Origin of the sequence: Microbacterium sp. 2MCAF23, assembly GCF_052115565.1 — a bacterium.
GTDB lineage: Bacteria > Actinomycetota > Actinomycetes > Actinomycetales > Microbacteriaceae > Microbacterium.
Map to the genome: position 1 here is coordinate 146455 of NZ_JBFRGY010000005.1, position 17325 is coordinate 163779.

At 70.5% G+C, this 17325-nt stretch carries 13 protein-coding genes; 10 read left to right on the plus strand and 3 right to left on the minus strand.

Annotated features, from left to right (window positions below; translation table 11 throughout):
* The first annotated feature begins 67 nt into the window (after positions 1-67).
* The 3 genes from AB4078_RS07295 to AB4078_RS07305 are packed head-to-tail and all read left to right on the plus strand — an operon-like array spanning position 68 to position 6118.
* Entirely contained in the window at positions 68-4153 is a 4086-nt protein-coding gene (locus AB4078_RS07295) for a Pls/PosA family non-ribosomal peptide synthetase (protein ID WP_441976559.1), read from the plus strand.
* Between the two features lie 34 nt (positions 4154-4187).
* On the plus strand, positions 4188-5564 hold the full coding sequence (locus AB4078_RS07300; protein ID WP_440732780.1) for a M1 family metallopeptidase: 1377 nt from the start codon (positions 4188-4190) through the stop codon (positions 5562-5564).
* Complete coding sequence (locus tag AB4078_RS07305; RefSeq protein WP_441976560.1) at positions 5561-6118, plus strand: RDD family protein; 558 nt, start codon at positions 5561-5563, stop codon at positions 6116-6118. Before AB4078_RS07300 ends, AB4078_RS07305 begins: the two co-directional genes overlap by 4 nt.
* A 40-nt stretch (positions 6119-6158) precedes the next feature.
* Here AB4078_RS07305 and AB4078_RS07310 read toward each other — a convergent pair whose 3' ends face one another.
* On the minus strand, positions 6159-7574 hold the full coding sequence (locus tag AB4078_RS07310) for an MFS transporter (RefSeq protein WP_441976561.1): 1416 nt from the start codon (positions 7572-7574) through the stop codon (positions 6159-6161).
* Positions 7574-8026 carry a MarR family winged helix-turn-helix transcriptional regulator gene (locus AB4078_RS07315; protein ID WP_440732783.1) on the minus strand — a complete coding sequence of 151 codons (453 nt, stop codon included), beginning with the start codon at positions 8024-8026 and terminating at the stop codon, positions 7574-7576. The genes AB4078_RS07310 and AB4078_RS07315 overlap by 1 nt, the downstream gene beginning before the upstream one ends.
* A 55-nt stretch (positions 8027-8081) precedes the next feature.
* Between AB4078_RS07315 and AB4078_RS07320 the strand changes: the two genes are divergently transcribed.
* Entirely contained in the window at positions 8082-8666 is a 585-nt protein-coding gene (locus AB4078_RS07320; RefSeq protein ID WP_441976562.1) for a cysteine hydrolase family protein, read from the plus strand.
* Here the strand turns inward: AB4078_RS07320 and AB4078_RS07325 are convergent.
* Positions 8611-9165, minus strand: coding sequence for a 4'-phosphopantetheinyl transferase family protein (locus AB4078_RS07325; RefSeq protein WP_441976563.1), 555 nt, complete (start codon positions 9163-9165; stop codon positions 8611-8613). The genes AB4078_RS07320 and AB4078_RS07325 overlap by 56 nt on opposite strands.
* A gap of 182 nt (positions 9166-9347) precedes the next feature.
* Between AB4078_RS07325 and AB4078_RS07330 the strand changes: the two genes are divergently transcribed.
* The 6 genes from AB4078_RS07330 to AB4078_RS07355 all read left to right on the plus strand — a co-directional run bounded on the left by AB4078_RS07330 (position 9348) and on the right by AB4078_RS07355 (position 17312).
* Positions 9348-10358, plus strand: coding sequence for a LacI family DNA-binding transcriptional regulator (locus tag AB4078_RS07330; protein WP_441976564.1), 1011 nt, complete (start codon positions 9348-9350; stop codon positions 10356-10358).
* 114 nt (positions 10359-10472) lie between these two features.
* Positions 10473-11783, plus strand: a complete 1311-nt coding sequence (locus AB4078_RS07335) for an ABC transporter substrate-binding protein (protein ID WP_441976565.1) — start codon at positions 10473-10475, stop codon at positions 11781-11783.
* 70 nt (positions 11784-11853) lie between these two features.
* Entirely contained in the window at positions 11854-12774 is a 921-nt protein-coding gene (locus tag AB4078_RS07340) for a carbohydrate ABC transporter permease (protein ID WP_440732788.1), read from the plus strand.
* Positions 12771-13613, plus strand: coding sequence for a carbohydrate ABC transporter permease (locus AB4078_RS07345; RefSeq protein WP_441976566.1), 843 nt, complete (start codon positions 12771-12773; stop codon positions 13611-13613). Before AB4078_RS07340 ends, AB4078_RS07345 begins: the two co-directional genes overlap by 4 nt.
* Positions 13613-15745 (plus strand): alpha-xylosidase, encoded by a 2133-nt coding sequence (yicI, locus tag AB4078_RS07350; RefSeq protein ID WP_441976567.1) that lies wholly within the window; start codon positions 13613-13615, stop codon positions 15743-15745. The genes AB4078_RS07345 and yicI overlap by 1 nt, the downstream gene beginning before the upstream one ends.
* Before the next feature lie 70 nt (positions 15746-15815).
* Positions 15816-17312, plus strand: coding sequence for a glutamate-cysteine ligase family protein (locus AB4078_RS07355; RefSeq protein ID WP_441976568.1), 1497 nt, complete (start codon positions 15816-15818; stop codon positions 17310-17312).
* The last annotated feature ends 13 nt before the right edge of the window (positions 17313-17325 follow it).

A 17325-nucleotide genomic window follows, 5' to 3' on the forward strand; every position in this document is an offset into this window, starting at 1 on the left:
CTGTTTCCCCGCCCGCGGTACCCTGGGCGCGCACGCGCCCTGTGTGCAGCCGCTCGAACGGAAACCGATGCAAGACATCCTCGACCGCGCCGCGCTCGCGGCGCTGCCGCGCACGCTGATCGACATCCTCGTCGACACCGCCCGCCGATACCCGGACGCGTCCGCGATCGAGGATGCGGACGGTGCGCTCAGCTACGCCGAGCTGCTCGCCCAGGTCTGGCGGACGGCGGCCCGGCTGCACGAGCACGGCGTGATGCGCGGCGACAGGGTCGGCATCAGGATGCCCTCGGGCGGACGCGAACTGTACCTCGCGATCCTCGGCACCATGGCGGCCGGCGCGGCGTACGTGCCGGTCGACGCGGACGATCCGCAGGAGCGGGCCGATCTCGTGTTCGGCGAGGCGAAGGTGCGCGGCGTGATCGGGGCGGGCGGGGTGTTCGCGTCGACGTCGGATCCGTCTGGCGCTGCCGAACAGCGGGTTTCCGCGGATCTGCACGGCGGTTCGACGCAGACAGACGGATCCCGACCGGGCGACGCATCCGGATCCGGCCTGTTCGCCGGTGAGGATCCGCACCCGAACTCGGTCGCGATCACGACCGTGCCGCACCCGCTGCCCCTCGACGACGCCTGGATCATCTTCACCTCCGGCTCGACCGGCGTGCCCAAGGGCGTCGCCGTGACCCACCGCTCCGCCGCCGCGTTCGTCGACGCCGAGGCGAACCTGTTCCTGCAGGATGCGCCCCTCGGCCCGGGTGACCGCGTGCTCGCGGGGCTCTCCGTCGCCTTCGATGCCTCGTGCGAGGAGATGTGGCTGGCCTGGCGCTACGGGGCCTGCCTGGTGCCGGCGCCGCGGGCACTGGTGCGCTCCGGCGAGGACCTCGGACCCTGGCTGCTCGGGCACGGCATCACCGCGGTGTCGACCGTGCCGACGCTCGCGGCGCTCTGGCCGCAGGACGCGATCGAGAACCTGCGCCTGCTCATCTTCGGCGGCGAGGCGCTGCCGCCCGAGCTGGCCGCGCGGCTCGTGGGGGAGGACCGCGAGGTCTGGAACACGTACGGACCCACCGAGGCCACGGTCGTCGCCTGCGCGGCCGAGATGGACGGCGAGGCGCTGCGCGCCGGGGAGCCGGTGCGGATCGGTCTGCCGCTGGACGGCTGGGAGCTCGCGGTCGTCGACGGCGAGGGCGACCGGGTCGGCGAGGGCGAGGTCGGCGAGCTCGTGATCGGCGGCGTCGGACTCGCGCGGTACCTGGATCCGGCGAAGGACGCGGAGAAGTACGCGCCGATGCCGTCTCTGGGCTGGGAGCGCGCCTACCGCTCCGGGGACCTCGTGCGGTACGAAGAGGCGGGCCTGGTGTTCCAGGGCCGCGCCGACGACCAGGTCAAGATCGGCGGCCGGCGCATCGAGCTCGGCGAGGTCGAAGCCGCGCTGCAGAACCTCACCGCGGTGACGGCGGCGACCGTCGTCGTGCAGCGCAGCGAGGGCGGCATCCCCCTGCTCGTCGGCTATGTGGTGCCGACGGAGGGCTTCGACCGGCAGACCGCGCGCGCCGAGCTCGCCGAGACGCTCCCGGCGCCGCTCATCCCACTGCTCGCCATCATGGACGACCTGCCCGTGCGCACCTCGGGCAAGGTCGACAAGGCGGCGCTGCCGTGGCCGCTGACGGATCCGGACGCCGACGACTCCACGCTCACCGGCACGGCGGCCTGGCTGGCGGAGCAGTGGTTCGCCGTGCTCGGCACCCGGCCGCTCGACGAGGACGCCGACTTCTTCCACCTCGGCGGCGGATCCCTCGCGGCCGCGCAGCTGGTGAGCCGCATCAGGGCCCGCGCGCCCGAGTTCACGATGGCCGACGTCTACGACCTGCCGCGGCTGCGGCGCATGGCCGACGCCGTCGAGGCCGAGGCGGGCGACGAGGACGAGGAGCCGGGAGAGTTCCACGAGTCCCGGCCCACGCCGCGTCGCATGCAGTGGATCCAGTCGATCCTGGGCGTGCCGCTGTTCGTGCTCGGCGGCATCCGGTGGGTGCTGTGGCTGCTGACCGGCAGCGCGATCCTGCATCTGGTGCCCGGGTTCGACTGGCTGCCGACGGCGCCGCTGTGGCTGCTGATCGTCGGCCTCGTGGTGTTCGCGTCGCCGTTCGGCCGCATGGCGATCGCCGCGGTCGCCGCGAGGATGCTGCTCGCCGGCGTGCGGGCCGGCGACTATCCGCGCGGCGGCGGGGTGCACCTGCGGCTTTGGCTGGCGGAGCAGGTCAGCCACCAGATCGACCCGGTCGGCTTCGCGGGGGCTCCGTGGGTGAGCTACTACGCCCGGGCGCTCGGCGCGAAGATCGGCCCCGACGTCGACCTGCACACGCTGCCGCCCGTGACGGGCATGCTCGACATCGGCCGGGGTGCCGCGATCGAGCCCGAGGTCGATCTTTCCGGCTACTGGATCGACGGCGACACCGTGCGCATCGGCGGAATACGGATCGGCGCGGGCGCGGTCGTGGGCGCGCGCAGCACGCTCGCTCCCGGCACGCGCATCGGCCGCGCCGCCGAGGTCGCTCCCGGATCCGCCGTCTTCGGCCGTGTGCGCGCCGGGCAACGCTGGGCCGGCTCGCCCGCTGTGCGCATCGGTGGCAAGTCCGCCCCGCTCGCGCCCGAGCGTCCGCCGGCGCCGCGACGCTGGCTCTGGGCATATGCCGCATCGAGCATGGGTCTCGGACTGCTGCCCGTGCTGTCCTTCGCGCTCGGTGCGCTCGTGCTCGTCCAGGGCGCACGCGGGGCCGACTCGCTCGCCGCGGCGATCCCGGGACTCGCCATCTGGCTCGTGCCGTCCGTGCTCATCACCGGGCTCGTGTTCGGCGGTCTCGTCGTGGCGGCCACCCGGCTGTTGGCGATCGGGATGCACGAGGGGATCCACCCGGTGCGCGGCCGGGTCGCGTGGCAGGCGTGGACCACGGAACGCCTGCTCGACTCCGCCCGCACCCTGCTGTTTCCCCTCTACGCGAGTCTGTTCACGCCCGCGTGGCTGCGCCTGCTCGGCACGAAGGTCGGATCCGAGGTGGAGATCTCCACGGTGCTGCTGATCCCCTCGATGACGACGATCGACGACGGCGCCTTCCTCGCCGACGACACCATGGTCGCGTCCTACGAGCTCGGCGGCGGGTGGATGCGCCTGGCTGCGGCGCGCATCGGCAAGCGCGCGTTCCTCGGCAACTCCGGCATGGCGGGCGCCGGCCACAAGGTGCCCAAGGACGGTCTCGTCGCCGTCCTCTCGGCCGCGCCGGACAAGGCCAAGGCGGGATCCTCGTGGCTCGGATCGCCACCGGTGCGCCTGCGCCGGGTGGTGAACGAGTCGGATCTGGAGCGCACCTACCGCCCCCGCGCGGCGCTGCGGGTCGCCCGCGGCCTCTGGGAGCTGTGCCGCATCGTCCCGGTCATCCTCACCTGCGCGCTGGGCCTGGCGGTGCTGCTGACGCTCGCCGCACTGGCCCTGAGCATCGGCCTGGTGTGGACCGTGGTGCTCTCGGGCCTCGTCCTGCTGGCCGCGGGCGCGGTCGCCGCCGGGTTCGCGACGGCGGCGAAGTGGGCGTTCGTCGGGCCGATCCGCCCGGGGGAGCACCCGCTGTGGTCGAGCTTCGTGTGGCGCACTGAGGTCGCCGACACGTTCACCGAGATGATGGCCGCGCCATGGTTCGCCAACGCGGCGGCGGGCACGCCCGCGCTCGCCGTGTGGCTGCGCTCGCTGGGCGCGACGATCGGCAAGGGCGTCTGGACGGACAGCTACTGGCTGCCCGAGCCCGACCTCGTGACGCTCGGCGACGGCGCCACGGTCAACCGCGGTTGCGTGGTGCAGACGCATCTCTTCCACGACCGGGTGATGAGCATCGACACGGTCACGCTCGAGGCGGGGGCGACCCTCGGCCCGCACAGCGTGATCCTGCCCGCTGCGACCATCGGATCCGACGCCACGGTGGGCCCCGCATCCCTCGTGATGCGCGGGGAGAGCGTGCCGGTGGGCAGCCGCTGGAGCGGCAATCCCATCGGGCCGTGGCGCGCGGTCAAGGTGCGCAGCTACCAGGATCCGGCGGCTTCGACCCCCGCATCGGACCGGCAGTCTCAGGTCCTCGAGATGCCCGACGGGCCCGAGGGCCCCGCCGCGTGAGCGCGCACGCCCCGCGATCTGTGAGCATGGAACAGTGAGCCCCGACGACTACACCCCGCATTCCGGCGATCGCCGCTATCGCGTCGAGCACTACGACCTGAGCGTCGACTACCGGCTCGGCACGAACCGGCTGGACGGTGTCGCCGTCGTGCGCGGGCGGGTCGTCGAGGCGACCAAGGCCGTCTCCCTGGACCTCGTGGGGCTGCGTGCGACCAAGGTGCGCGGCGACGTCGGCGGGCGCATCGGCTTCACGCAGACCGACCGCAAGCTCAAGGTCGCCTTCGGCCGCGAGCTCGCCGCGGGGGATCCGTTCGAGCTCACGATCTCGTACGGCGGCGCCCCGCGCCCGCGGCGCACGCGCTGGGGCACGCTCGGCTGGGAGGAGCTGGAGGACGGCGCGCTCGTCGCCTCGCAGCCCATCGGCGCGCCGTCGTGGTTCCCCTGCAACGATCACCCCGGCGACAAGGCGACGTACCGGATCTCGATCACCACGGACCCCGGATACGCGGTCGCCGCCGCGGAGCCGGTGTCGACGACGACCAAGGGCGGCCGCGCGACGTGGGTCTTCGAGCGCTCCACGCCGACGCCCAGTTACCTCGCGACCGTCCAGATCGGGAAATATGTCTCTCGAGGCATGGATCTCGCCGGTGTCGTGGGGCAGGTGCTGCATCCGGCGGGACTCGCCGCGCGGGTGGACGCGGACCTGGCGCCGCTGCCGCAGATGATGGCCGTGTTCGCCGAGGCGTTCGGGCCCTATCCGCTGCCGTCCTACCGGCTCGTCGTGACGGCCGACGACCTGGAGATCCCCCTCGAAGCGCAGGGCATGGGGGTGTTCGGTGCGAACCACATCGACGGCCGGGGGAGCCTCGAACGCCTCATCGCGCACGAGCTCGCGCATCAGTGGTTCGGCAACAGCGTGGGCGTCGCGCGCTGGCGGGACATCTGGCTGAACGAGGGCTTCGCCTGCTACGCCGAGTGGATCTGGTCCGAGCGCAGCGGCGGTCACAGCGCGCACGCGAAGGCGCTCGGGCACTGGGCCGCCCTCGCCGCCGAGCCGCAGGATCTCGTGTTGTCCGACCCGGGCCCGGAGCTCATGTTCGACGATCGGGTCTACAAGCGCGGGGCCCTGGCGCTGCACGCCTTGCGGATGACGGTCGGAGACGATGCGTTCTTCCGGATCCTGCGTTCGTGGACCGAGCGCAACGCGGGCGCGACGGCGACGACCGAGGACTTCCGCCTGCTGGCCGCGTCCGTCGCCGGACGCCGGCTTGAGGCGTTCTTCGACGCGTGGCTCGACCAGCCGGCGCTGCCGCCGCTGCCGGAGGCGGCCCCCGGCACCGGCGGAGTGGAGCCCGCCCCCGTGACCCAGGCCCTGAACGTCGTCCCGCGCGCCGTGGAGCAGCGTCGGTGACCGAGGAGACGCGGCAGCCCGGTGCGGTCGCGCGCGCCGACCGCAGAGCAGCTCTCGCGGAGGTCAGCACGCAGCTGGCTCCCACGCTCGGCCCCGAGGCGGCGAGGCGCGTCCGAGCCTTCGAGAACGGCGCGCTCTACGTCGACTCGACCATGTCGGGGGCCCTGCTGGCCTGGTTGATCGATGCCGTCCTGCTGTACGCCGTCGCGGTCACCGTGGCGATCCTCTACGGCACAGGATCCTTCGACCCCGATCGGGCGGTCGGAGCGGTCGTCATCGGGATCTCCCTGATCGTCGTGCTGCCCTTCGTCTACGCCTGGGCCTTTCGCAACGGCCGCGCCCTGGGCGGGGTGCTCACCGGCACGCAGGTGGTGCGGATGAAAGACGGAACCCCGATCGGGTTCGCGAAGGCCGGGTGGGCGATGCTGATCCGCACGGTGTTCCTGCCCTTCCTGTTCTGGGCCGCCATCGACGGCGTCGGCCAGGTCAGGGTGAGCATCGATCGGACCTCGACGGCGCGGCTCCACGACAGCGGAATCACCCGTCTGCCCTGAGGCTCGTCTTTCGTGCCCGCCCCTCGGGCTCGCGGCCGGCTCAGGAATCGGATCCGGTCGCTCGCCCGATTCTGAGCAGCGACCGATCGAACACCGTGACGAGCAGGAACACCACGGCGATCCCGACCACGACCCAGCCCAGGACGTGCAGGCCGGCCGTCGTCGCCCGCGCACCGTAGACGTTGCCGTAGATCACGGCCGACACGATCGCGCCGAGGTAGAAGAACGTGCGCAGCAGACCGGCCGAGGAGGCGATGCGTGCGGGCTCGGCCTGGTAGTACAGCGAGTTCTGGATCGCGAGATTGTTGAGACCCTGCGGGATGCCGAGCACCAGCATCGCGAGGACGAGGAACCAGACCGGCGACGACCCGGTCATGAACAGCACGAGGATCCCGGCGACGAGTTGCGCGGCGGATCCGACCAGCAGCTTGCCGACGACCTCGGGCCGGCGTCCGAATGCGAGTGCGACCGCGATGCCCGCCGCGAACACCGGGAGCAGCACCAGCCCCGCGACGGTCGGGCTGAGGCCGCGGCCGTCTTCGAGCCACTGGGTGAAGCCGTAGACGAACGTGTACGAGATGGTCGCGGTCAGCAGCGATCGCACGTAGCTGAGCAGCAGCGGCCTGTTGCCGGAGAGAACGCGCACGTCGACGAAGGGATCCGGGACTCGGCGCTCCCACCACACGAAGACGGTTCCGGCCGCGAGTGCCACGACGAGCAGCCAGATCAGGGCCGGCGCGATGTTCTGCAGGAAGACGAGCAGGGCGAGCATCGTGATGGCGAAGAGGACGATCCCGATGCCGTCGATCCGTGGTCGGTCCAGCACGGCGGGCTCGAGCCCCGTCCGCCGGGGGAGGAAGAGCGCGCCCAGCAGCAGTGTGGCGAGTCCGAGCGGCACGTTGACGGCGAACGTGGCGCGCCAGCCCCAGGCGCCGACGAGCACGCCGCCGAGCGCGGGCGCGACCACGGCGATGGTCTGGGTCGTGACACTGAGCAGGGTGAGGATCCCGGCCGGCGAGGCGAGGCCGGTGCGCTCGCCCTCCGCGCGGATCATGTGCATCGCCGCGGGGTAGCCCGCGCAGGTGCCGAGGCCGAGGATGACGCGTGCCGCCACGAGCCACCAGATGCTGTCGCGGTTCTCCGGCGCGAGCATGCCGATCGTGCCGGCGGCGGTCACGAGCACCGCGCCGAGCAGGAAGAGGGAGCGCACGCCGAAGATGTCGACGAGGCGACCGGCCAGGGGCTGCCCGATCGCGGTGGCGAGGTAGAGGCTCGACACGAGCCACACGGTCTCGCGAGCCGGAGCGCCCAGCGCGAGGCCGATCGGGGTGAGCGCCACCGCGATGATCGCGGTGTTGATCGGGTTGAGGATCGCTCCCACCATCATCGGCGCGAGCAGTCGCCGATCGAACCGTCCCTCGGGAGCAGGACCCCCGATAGGTGCGGGGAAGCGCATCAGGGCAGCATCCGCTCGAGCACGGCCATGGCGGTGGAGACCGCGCGGAGGTCGGCGGGGTCGAGGTCGGTGAGGGCGTGCTCCAGCCAGGCGGCCGCGGCATCCTTCTGGCCCTCGATCCGCGCCCAGCCTGCGTCCGTGAGATCGATGATCTGCCGCCTTCCGTCGCTCGGGTCCTGGCTGCGGGTCACGAACCCCGCACTCTCCAGGGTCTCGACCGTCGCCGCCATCGACTGGGGCCGCACCCGTTCGGCGGCGGCCAGCGCGCTGACGGTCGAGACACCGCCCTTGCCCAGCCGAGCGAGCGCCGAGGCCTGCGACGGGGTCAGCGAGTCGTCGGCGCCCGCCTCGCGGAAGCGCCGCAACAGGCGGGCCACCACGGTTCGCAGATCGAGGGCGGTCTGCGCGGGACTCGGGATGGGGATGACGGTCTCGGACCCAGGCTCGGACATATCAACAGCCTAAACTGAACAGGTAAAACTGTCTATCTTGTGCAAGGATGCCGTCATGACCACCGCACTCCTGCTCATGGACTTCCAGAACGGCATCGCCGGGCGCTACGCCGCGGGCGGTTCCGACGTGATCGAGAACGCTGGGCGCGCGCTCGCCGCGGCTCGGACCGCCGGGATCCCCGCCGTGTTCGTCCGTGTCGCTCTCCGCGAAGGATTCCCCGAGGCCGTCGCCCGGAACAAGTCCTTCGGCGCGATCAAGGACTCGACGACGTCTTCGCATCTGATCGAATCTGCGGAGGCCACGCAGATCGTCGCCGAGCTCGCGCCACTGCCGGAAGAGCCCGTGGTCGTCAAGCGCCGGATCGGCGCCTTCGCTTCCGACCTCGATGTGGTGCTGCGTGGGCTCGGCGCCGACGAACTGGTGCTCGCCGGCGTCTCCACGAGCGGGGCCGTGCTGAGCACGCTGCGCGACGCCGCGGATCGCGACTTCGGGGTCACCGTGCTCGCCGACGCCTGCGCGGATCAGGACCCGGAGGTGCACCGCGTGCTGCTCGAGAAGGTGTTCCCGCGCCAAGCCGACGTGGTCACGGTCGACGAGTGGGCCTCGGGCCTGGATCCGGATGCCGCAGCGCGAGCGTGACGATCAGGCCGGGGGCGGTGGCGACAGGCAGGATCCGGAATTCGCCGCCGTCCGGGACGGTCGCGCGGCCGTCCGGGGAGAGACGCACCTGATCGGGCGAGAGCAGCAGCCCGCGCCCATCGGCTTTGAGCGCCGCCTCGATCGCGGTCCAGCCGCGAAGATCCGGCGGACTCGTCAGGGGGAACAGTGCGGCGAGGTCGGGCGCGGCGCGCTCCTGCTCGGCGTCGATGCCGAGGGCGGCGACGTCTCGATCCGAACCGACGGCGACGACCGCCCACGGACCCGCGTAGGCGACGCTCGCCAGCACCGGCGCGTGCGGCAGCATCGGTCGCCCGTGCGGCCCACCGCAGCCCGGGCAGCGCTGCTCGATCCGCAGGTCTGCCCCCGGGACGAGTTCGGCGGTCAGCTCCCGGATGAGCGCGCGCCCGGCCGCACGCCGGTCGTCAAGGGTGGAGCGCGTCCATGCGACGCGCACCCTCTCGACCGTCGCTCGCTGCACGTCACCAGCGTAGGGCGCAGCGCGCCCTGAGCCGGCGGCCATGGACGCCTCGGGGCACACCCGCTCGATAAGTTGAAGAAAACAACTTAAGGCTTGCGCGAGAGCGGCGGGCTCGCTATCGTCGGCTGTCGAAGCGCTTCACCAGCGCAATCCGTACCGACCGAAGAAGACCGGAGACGACGATGGCGAAGATCCACGAGGTGGCCGAGGCCGCCGGTGTGTCGATCAGCACCGTCTCGTATGCGCTGAGCGGCAAGCGGTCGATCTCACCGGCCACGCGGGACCGAGTGGAGCGTGCGGCCGCCCGGCTCGGCTACGAGCCGAACGCCGGGGCGCGGATGCTCGCGGGGCGCCGCACGCACATCTTCGCGCTCACCGAGCCGTTCCGGGCCGACACGCACGCGCCGACCCACATGAGCTTCGTGCTCGCGACCTCGATCGCTGCGCGCCGGTACGACTACGACATCCTGCTGCTGACGGACGCCGAGGCCTCGGCGGGGATGCGCAGGGTCTCCGCCAGTGGCCTCGTGGACGGGATCATCGTCCTCGACGTCGCCCCGCGGGACGACCGGGTCGCGCTCTCGCGTGCGATCGACGTGCCGACGGTCTTCATCGGCGTGCCCGACGACGTCGAGGGGCTCGTCTGCGTGGACCTCGACTTCGAGGCGGCCGCCGCGCTCGCCGTCGACCGCCTCGCCGACGCGGGCCATCGCCGTATCGGCTTCCTCGGCCACCCGGAGAGCGCGTATGCGCTCTCGAACTTCCCTCCGCGGGTGCGACGCGGCATCGAGCAGGCGGCGCGGCATCGCGCGGTCGTCCTCTCGACGGCCTTCCCCGGGGAGGGCGATGGGCGCCGCCGCGACATCGGCGACGCCGTGCGGCGCATGATCGGCGAAGGAGTCACCGCCCTGGCGCTGCACTGCGACGACGCGGCGCACTCGGCCGTCCTGGAGGAGCTCGCCGCCGCCGGGCTCTCGGTGCCGGGGGAGATGTCGGTCGTGTCGGTCGGCTCGTCGTTCGACACCTCCTCGTTCGCGACTCCGCTGGACCGCATCCCGCTCGAGCCCGATATCTCGTGCGAGCTCGCCGTGGAACTCGCATCCCGCCTGGCCGGTGGAGAGCACGTCGAACCGGGCGTGCGCCTCACCGCGCCGCGGTATCAACCGTTCGGCTCGGTGAGCGCTCCCCGCTGAGGCCCGGCCTCGCCCCTCGTTCACCCGAGCACCCGTCCACTCGATCACCCGTTCCGCACGTCCATCCCTTTTCCACCAATGTCGAAACGCTTCGACAATCTCATGGAGGTAGCAATGAAGCACACCAGGATCCTCGCGGCCGTCGTCGCGACGGCGGCCGTCGCCGCGGCTCTCACCGGCTGCAGTGGCGGCGCGAGCGGCAGCGGCGGCGACACGAACGGCGCGGGCAAGACCCTGCGCCTGTGGCACTACGAGGGCGCGGACAGCGCCATGGGCAAGGCGTGGGCCGAGGCGATCAAGGTCTTCGAGAAGGAGACCGGGGCCAAGGTCGAGTTCGAGGAGAAGAGCTTCGAGCAGATCCGCTCCACGGCGAGCCAGGTGCTCAACTCCGATCAGGCGCCCGACGTGCTCGAGTACGCCAAGGGCAACGGAACCGCGGGCCTGCTGTCCAGCCAGGGACTGCTCGCCCCCCTCGACGATGCGGTGAAGAAGTACGGCTGGGACAAGAAGCTCGCCTCCAGCCTGCAGACGACCGCGAAGTACGACGACAAGGGCATCATGGGATCCGGCAGCTGGTACGGCGTGCCGAACTACGGCGAGTACGTCGAGGTCTATTACAACAAGACGGCGTTCGAGAAGGCCGGCGTCGCCGTGCCGACCTCGCTCTCCGAGTTCGAGACCGCGATGAAGACCTTGAAGGACGCCGGCCAGACTCCCCTCTCCGAGTCGGCGGCGGAGTACCCGCTCAGCCAGCTCTGGTACCAGCTGGCCTTGACCAAGGCCGACCGGTCGTTCATCGACGACTACCAGCTCTACAAGCACAAGGTGGACTGGAACGGCGAGCCGCTCACCTACGCCACCCAGACCATCGCGGACTGGACCGCGAAGGGATACATCTCCAAAGACGCGAGCGGCGTCAAGGCCGAGGATGCGGGCGTCTCGTTCATCAACGGCCAGTCACCGATGTTCTACTCGGGCAGCTGGTGGTACGGCCGGTTCATGAGCGAGATCAAGGGCTTCGAGTGGGGGACGTTCCTGTTCCCGGGCAGCGACTTCACCCCCGGATCCGCGGGGAACATGTGGGTCGTGCCGGAGCGTGCGAAGAACAAGGACCTCGCGGAGAAGTTCATCGACATCACGATGCGGCCCGAGATCCAGGCGATCCTCGGCAATAACGGCGGCGTGCCCGTCGCCGCCGACGTGTCCGCCATCACGGATGAGAAGTCGAAGCAGCTCATCGAGAACTTCAACGCCATCACCAAGAACGACGGCATCGCGTTCTACCCCGACTGGCCCACCCCGACGTTCTACGACCAGATCAACGCCGGTCTGCAGGAGCTCGTCAACGGCACCAAGTCTCCCGCGGAGGTGCGCAAGCAGCTGGGTGAGCAGTACGCGTCCGGCGTGAAGGACATCGTCGGCTGAGGCCCGCGGGGGCTGCGGCGTCGTCCGCAGCCCCCGAGCGCTCTCACCTCTCTACCGAAAGGACGACGGCATGTCCGACGCACGCAGCCTCATCCCGGGGTCGCGCCCGCGCGCATTCTGGCCCTATCTGCTCCCGGGGCTGATCCTGCTCATCGTGATCATCCTGATCCCGCTGGCCTGGAACGTCTATCTCACGTTCACGAGATACCGCGGCATCCGGCCTCCGCAGTGGATCGGGCTGAGCAACTGGCAGGAGCTGCTCGGCGACGAGGTGTTCTGGACCTCGTTCGGCAACTCCGTCGCGATGATCGTCGCGATGGTCGTGGTGCCGACCCTGCTCGGCCTTCTGCTGGCGGCGATGCTGTTCGACCTGATCGGCAAGAAGTTCGGCGGCCGGGTCGCGAGCTTCCTGCGCGCCACGTACTACCTGCCGCAGATCCTCCCCGCCGTGATCGCGGCGATCGTGATCGGCTGGATCCTGCGCCCGAAGAACGGCGCGCTCAACCAGGTACTGGAGGCGATCGGTCTCGGCGCACTGCAGCACAACTGGCTGGGCAGCGGCGACACCGCGCTCGTCAGCATCATGGTGATCATGGTCTGGGTGCAGCTGGGCTATCCGGTGGTGATCTTCATGGCGGCGCTGCAGCGGGTGGACCCGGAGCTGTACGAGGCGGCGGAACTGGACGGCGCCGGCTGGTTCCAGAGGTTCCGCGCCATCACCGTGGGCATCATCCGGCCCGAGATCTTCGTCGTCACGCTGACCTGCACGATCGCCGCGCTCAAGGTCTTCGGGCCCGTCTACGCGCTGACCCGCGGCGGTCCTGGCACGTCGACCATCGTTCCCGCGTACTACGCGTACAGCGAGTTCTTCCAGTCGCAGCAGGTCGGCTACGGCGCGACCATCGCGACCGCGCTGACCGTCGTCATCGCCATCGTGAGCGTGGTTTTCATCCTGGTGCAGAACCGCATGGAGAAGGAGGAGGCCCGATGAGCCGCCGGGGAATCGCGCGACGCCGGCCGTCCGACTGGGTGGTCCTCGCCGTCGCTATCGTGCTGGGCCTGCTCATCGCGGTGCCGCTGCTGCTGATCCTGATCAACTCGTTCAAGTCGCCCGGCGACTACAACAGTTCGGGACCGCTCTCGCTGCCGAAGGAGCTCTACTTCGACGGGATCAGCGCGTTCTGGGACCGCGTCGACTTCCCGCTCAAGCTCTGGAACAGCTTCTTCATCTCCGGCACGGTCGCCGTGCTGGCGGTGGGGCTGTCGATGCTCAACGCCTTCGCGCTCGGCATCGGCCGGATCAAGGGACGGCTGTGGATCGTCGTGCTGATCCTGCTGGCGAACATGCTGCCGCAGGAGGTGCTCCTGTATCCGCTGTACTTCCTGTTCAAGCAGGTCGGGCTGTACGACAACCCGTGGTCGGTGATCATCACCTTCACGGTCATCCAGTCGGCCTTCGGCACATACCTGCTCTCCTCCGTTTTCAGCACGTTCCCCAAGGAGGTGCTCGAGGCGGCGGCGCTCGACGGCGCCGGTCGCTGGCACGTCCTGTGGCGTGTGGTGTTCCCGATCTCCCGGCCGACGCTGTCGGTGCTGCTCATCTTCTTCTTCATCTGGACGTGGAACGAGTTCCTCATCCCCCTGACGTTCCTCGTGTCGAACGCGAACCAAACGGTGCCCGTGGCGATCACGGCGCTGCAGGGCGACCGGCTCATGGACGTCACCACGACGAGCGCCTCGGCGCTGCTCGGTCTGCTGCCGACGCTCGTCTTCTTCCTCATCTTCCAGCGCACGCTGACGCGCGGCATCACGGCAGGAGCAGTCAAGTAATGAAGTTCACCGACGGGTTCTGGCAGCTCCGCCCCGGAGTCGACGCGCTGTACGCGCAGGAGGCGCGTGATCTCACCGCCCAGGAGGGCGAGCTCACCGTCTGGGCGCCGACCCGGGTGATCGCCTCGCGTGGCGACACCCTCAACCGCCCGATGCTGACGGTGTCGCTGGCGAGCCCCGCCGAGGGCGTGATCCGGGTGCGCATCGAACACCATCGTGGTGCAGCCGGTGCCGGTCGTGCGTTCGCGCTCGATGCCGACCCCGCGCACCGCGCCGAGGCACGTGTCGACGACGCCGGCGGCGTGCTCGACGCCGGCGCCTTGCGGGCGCGCATCCGCCGCGGTGCGCCGTGGGAGCTCTCCTTCGAGCACGACGGCGGCGTGTACACCACCAGCGGTCACCGCTCGATCGGTTCGATCGCGCTCGCCTCGCACGCCGCGGTCGTGGCCGAGCCCGTCGGATCCGACGGCATCAGCCGCGAGGGGAAGGCCGAGGCGGCGAACTACATCCATGCGCAGCTCAGCCTCGACGTCGGCGAGCTCATCTACGGACTCGGCGAGCGGTTCGGCCCCTTCGTGAAGAACGGACAGACCGTCGACGTGTGGAACTCCGACGGCGGCACGTCGAGCGAGCAGTCGTACAAGAGCATCCCGTTCTATCTCTCCAACCGTGGCTACGGCGTGCTCGTCAACGACGCCGGCCATGTCTCGTTCGAGGTCGGATCCGAGGCAGTCGAGCAGGTGCAGTTCTCGGTGGCGGGGGAGAGCCTGGAGTTCTTCGTGATCGCCGGCCCCACTCCGGCTGAGGTGCTCGACCGGTACACCCGCCTCACCGGGAGGCCGGCCAGGGTGCCGGACTGGTCGTATGGCCTGTGGCTGTCCACGAGCTTCACGACCGACTATGACGAGGCGACCGTCAACGGCTTCATCGACGGCATGGACCAGCGCGACATCCCGCTCGAGGTGTTCCACTTCGACTGCTTCTGGATGCGCGAGTTCCACTGGACCGACTTCGAGTGGGACCCGGCGGTGTTCCCCGATCCGGAGGGCATGCTCGCGCGTCTGCACGAACGGGGGCTGCGCGTGAGCACCTGGGTGAACCCGTACATCGCCCAGCGGTCGCGGCTGTTCGACGAAGGCATGGAGCACGGGTACCTGGTCCGGCGGCCCGACGGATCCGTGTTCCAGTGGGATCTCTGGCAGGCCGGGATGGCGCTGGTCGACTTCACGAACCCGGAGGCCACGGCCTGGTTCCAGGGCTACATCCGCCGCCTGCTGCGGCAGGGCGTCGACGCGGTCAAGACCGACTTCGGCGAGAGGATCCCGACAAGGCTGGCGTGGCACGACGGCAGCGATGCCGAGGCGATGCACCACCGGTACACGCACCTGTACAACCGGGCCGTGTTCGACGTGCTCGTCGAAGAGCGCGGCGAGGGCGAGGCGGTGCTGTTCGCCCGCTCGGCGACGACCGGTGGCCAGAGCATGCCGGTGCACTGGGGCGGCGACAACTCCTCCTCGTTCGTGTCGATGGCCGAGTCGCTGCGCGGCGGGCTCTCGCTCGCGCTCAGCGGGTTCGGGTACTGGAGTCACGACATCGGAGGCTTCGAGGGCGATCCGGATCCGGCGGTCTTCAAGAGGTGGCTCGCGTTCGGCCTGCTCTCCAGCCACTCGCGCCTGCACGGCTCGACCAACTACCGGGTGCCGTGGGCGTTCGACACAGGCGAGGAGGAGCCGGGGCAGAGCGCGGTCGACGTCGCCCGCGCCTTCGCGAAGCTCAAGCGCTCCCTGCGGCCGTATCTCGTCGCGGCCGGCGAGGAGGCGCATCGCAGTGGTCGCCCGATCATGCGCCCGATGGCGCTGGAGTTCCCAGAGGATCCCGCGGCGGGCTACCTCGACCGGCAGTACATGCTCGGTTCCGATCTGCTGGTGGCCCCCGTGTTCACGGCATCGGGCGAGGTCGAGTACTACCTGCCCCGCGGCCGGTGGACGAACTGGTTCACGCGCGAGCAGGTTCAGGGAGGCGGCTGGCGCCGCGAGACGCACGCCTTCGACACGGTTCCGCTGTGGATCCGGGAAGGCGCCGTGATCCCGGTCTCCGGCGAGGACGGCGTGCGGTCGGAGGTGCGCGGGTGAGCGGCGTCTGAGGTCCCGGGTCGACGGATCCGACCTCGACGCGCGGACGCGGGGCGAGTAGCTTCTGCTCATGGGAGACCGTGTCGATGATCGGGTGTTCACCCGGCAGGACCGCACGCAGTTCCGCGAGAAGACGGCGCGGTGCCTCGACGCCCTGGCCAGCATGCTCGCCGACGGCCAGTTCGAGGTGTCCGAGCCGCGGCTGGGTCTCGAGATCGAGCTGAACCTGGTCGACGACGCCTGCGACCCGGCCATGGCCAACGCACGGGCGCTCGAGGCGATCGCCGATCCCGCGTTCCAGACCGAGCTCGGCCAGTTCAACATCGAGATCAACGTCGAACCGCGCCCCCTCGCCGGCGGCGAGGTGATCCGGCTCGAGGAATCCCTGCGCGAGGCGCTGAACGCCGCCGATACGAAGGCGCGCAGCACGGGGTGCGGGCTCGCCATGATCGGGATGCTCCCCACGCTCGACGAGCACCACTTCACGAGCGAGTGGCTCTCCGAGGATCCGCGCTACGACCTGCTCAGTCAGCAGATCCTGGCTGCCCGCGGGGAGGACATCGAGCTGCGCCTCGACGGCGCCGCCCTCACCGGCGCGGGCGGTCGGGAGAGCCTCGACATCGTGTGCGACACGATCCTGCCCGAGGCCGCGTGCACCTCGGTGCAGCTGCACCTGCAGGTCGACCCGGCCGACTTCGCGGCCTACTGGAACTCGGCGCAGGCCATCGCCGGCGTGCAAGTGGCCCTGGCCGCGAACTCGCCGTTCTTCGCGGGGCGGGCGCTGTGGCACGAGACCCGGATCCCCCTGTTCGAGCAGGCCACCGACACGCGCTCGGTCGAGCTGAAGAACCAGCGGGTGCGCCCGCGCGTGTGGTTCGGTGAGCGCTGGGTGACCTCGATCTTCGATCTCTTCGAGGAGAACTCGCGCTACTTCCCGGCCTTGCTCCCGGTGACGACCGAGGAGGATCCGTTCGAGGTGCTCGCGCGCGGCGGCACCCCCGCGCTCGCCGAGCTGCGCATGCACAACGGCACCGTCTACCGGTGGAACCGGCCGATCTACGACGGGCACGGCGACCGCTACCACCTGCGTCTCGAGAACCGCGTGCTTCCCGCCGGGCCGTCGATCGTGGACGTGCTCGCCGACGCCGCGTTCTACTACGGCCTGGTGCGCAGTCTCGCCCTGGCCGACCGGCCGCTGTGGACGCAGATGACATTCGACGCCGCCGAGGAGAACCTGCATTCCGCGGCACGCGACGGCATCGAGTCTCGGCTGTACTGGCCCGAGGTGGGCTGGATCGGTCCGCGCGAGCTCGTGCTGCGGCGGCTTCTGCCGCTCGCCGCGGAGGGTCTGGAGGGCTTCGGTGTTGATGCGGCCGCGCGCGACCGATACCTCGGGGTCATCGAGCAGCGATGCCTGACCGGTCGCAACGGCACGGTCTGGCAGCGGGAGGCCGTCGCAGCCCGGGAGCGTGCCGGCGCCACGCGGTCCGAGGCGCTGCACGGCATGCTCGCCGACTACCTGGAGCGCATGCACACCGGAGAGCCCGTGCACACCTGGACGCTCTGAGCGCGCCCGTCGT

What these genes read in the sequence shown, in the direction of transcription:
- AB4078_RS07295 (WP_441976559.1), top strand. Translation starts at nt 68, where the DNA reads ATGCAAGACATCCTCGACCGCGCCGCGCTCGCGGCGCTGCCGCGCACG.
- AB4078_RS07310 (WP_441976561.1), bottom strand. Translation starts at nt 7,574, where the DNA reads ATGCGCTTCCCCGCACCTATCGGGGGTCCTGCTCCCGAGGGACGGTTC.
- AB4078_RS07315 (WP_440732783.1), bottom strand. Translation starts at nt 8,026, where the DNA reads ATGTCCGAGCCTGGGTCCGAGACCGTCATCCCCATCCCGAGTCCCGCG.
- AB4078_RS07320 (WP_441976562.1), top strand. Translation starts at nt 8,082, where the DNA reads ATGACCACCGCACTCCTGCTCATGGACTTCCAGAACGGCATCGCCGGG.
- AB4078_RS07330 (WP_441976564.1), top strand. Translation starts at nt 9,348, where the DNA reads ATGGCGAAGATCCACGAGGTGGCCGAGGCCGCCGGTGTGTCGATCAGC.
- AB4078_RS07335 (WP_441976565.1), top strand. Translation starts at nt 10,473, where the DNA reads ATGAAGCACACCAGGATCCTCGCGGCCGTCGTCGCGACGGCGGCCGTC.
- AB4078_RS07340 (WP_440732788.1), top strand. Translation starts at nt 11,854, where the DNA reads ATGTCCGACGCACGCAGCCTCATCCCGGGGTCGCGCCCGCGCGCATTC.
- AB4078_RS07345 (WP_441976566.1), top strand. Translation starts at nt 12,771, where the DNA reads ATGAGCCGCCGGGGAATCGCGCGACGCCGGCCGTCCGACTGGGTGGTC.
- yicI (WP_441976567.1), top strand. Translation starts at nt 13,613, where the DNA reads ATGAAGTTCACCGACGGGTTCTGGCAGCTCCGCCCCGGAGTCGACGCG.
- AB4078_RS07355 (WP_441976568.1), top strand. Translation starts at nt 15,816, where the DNA reads ATGGGAGACCGTGTCGATGATCGGGTGTTCACCCGGCAGGACCGCACG.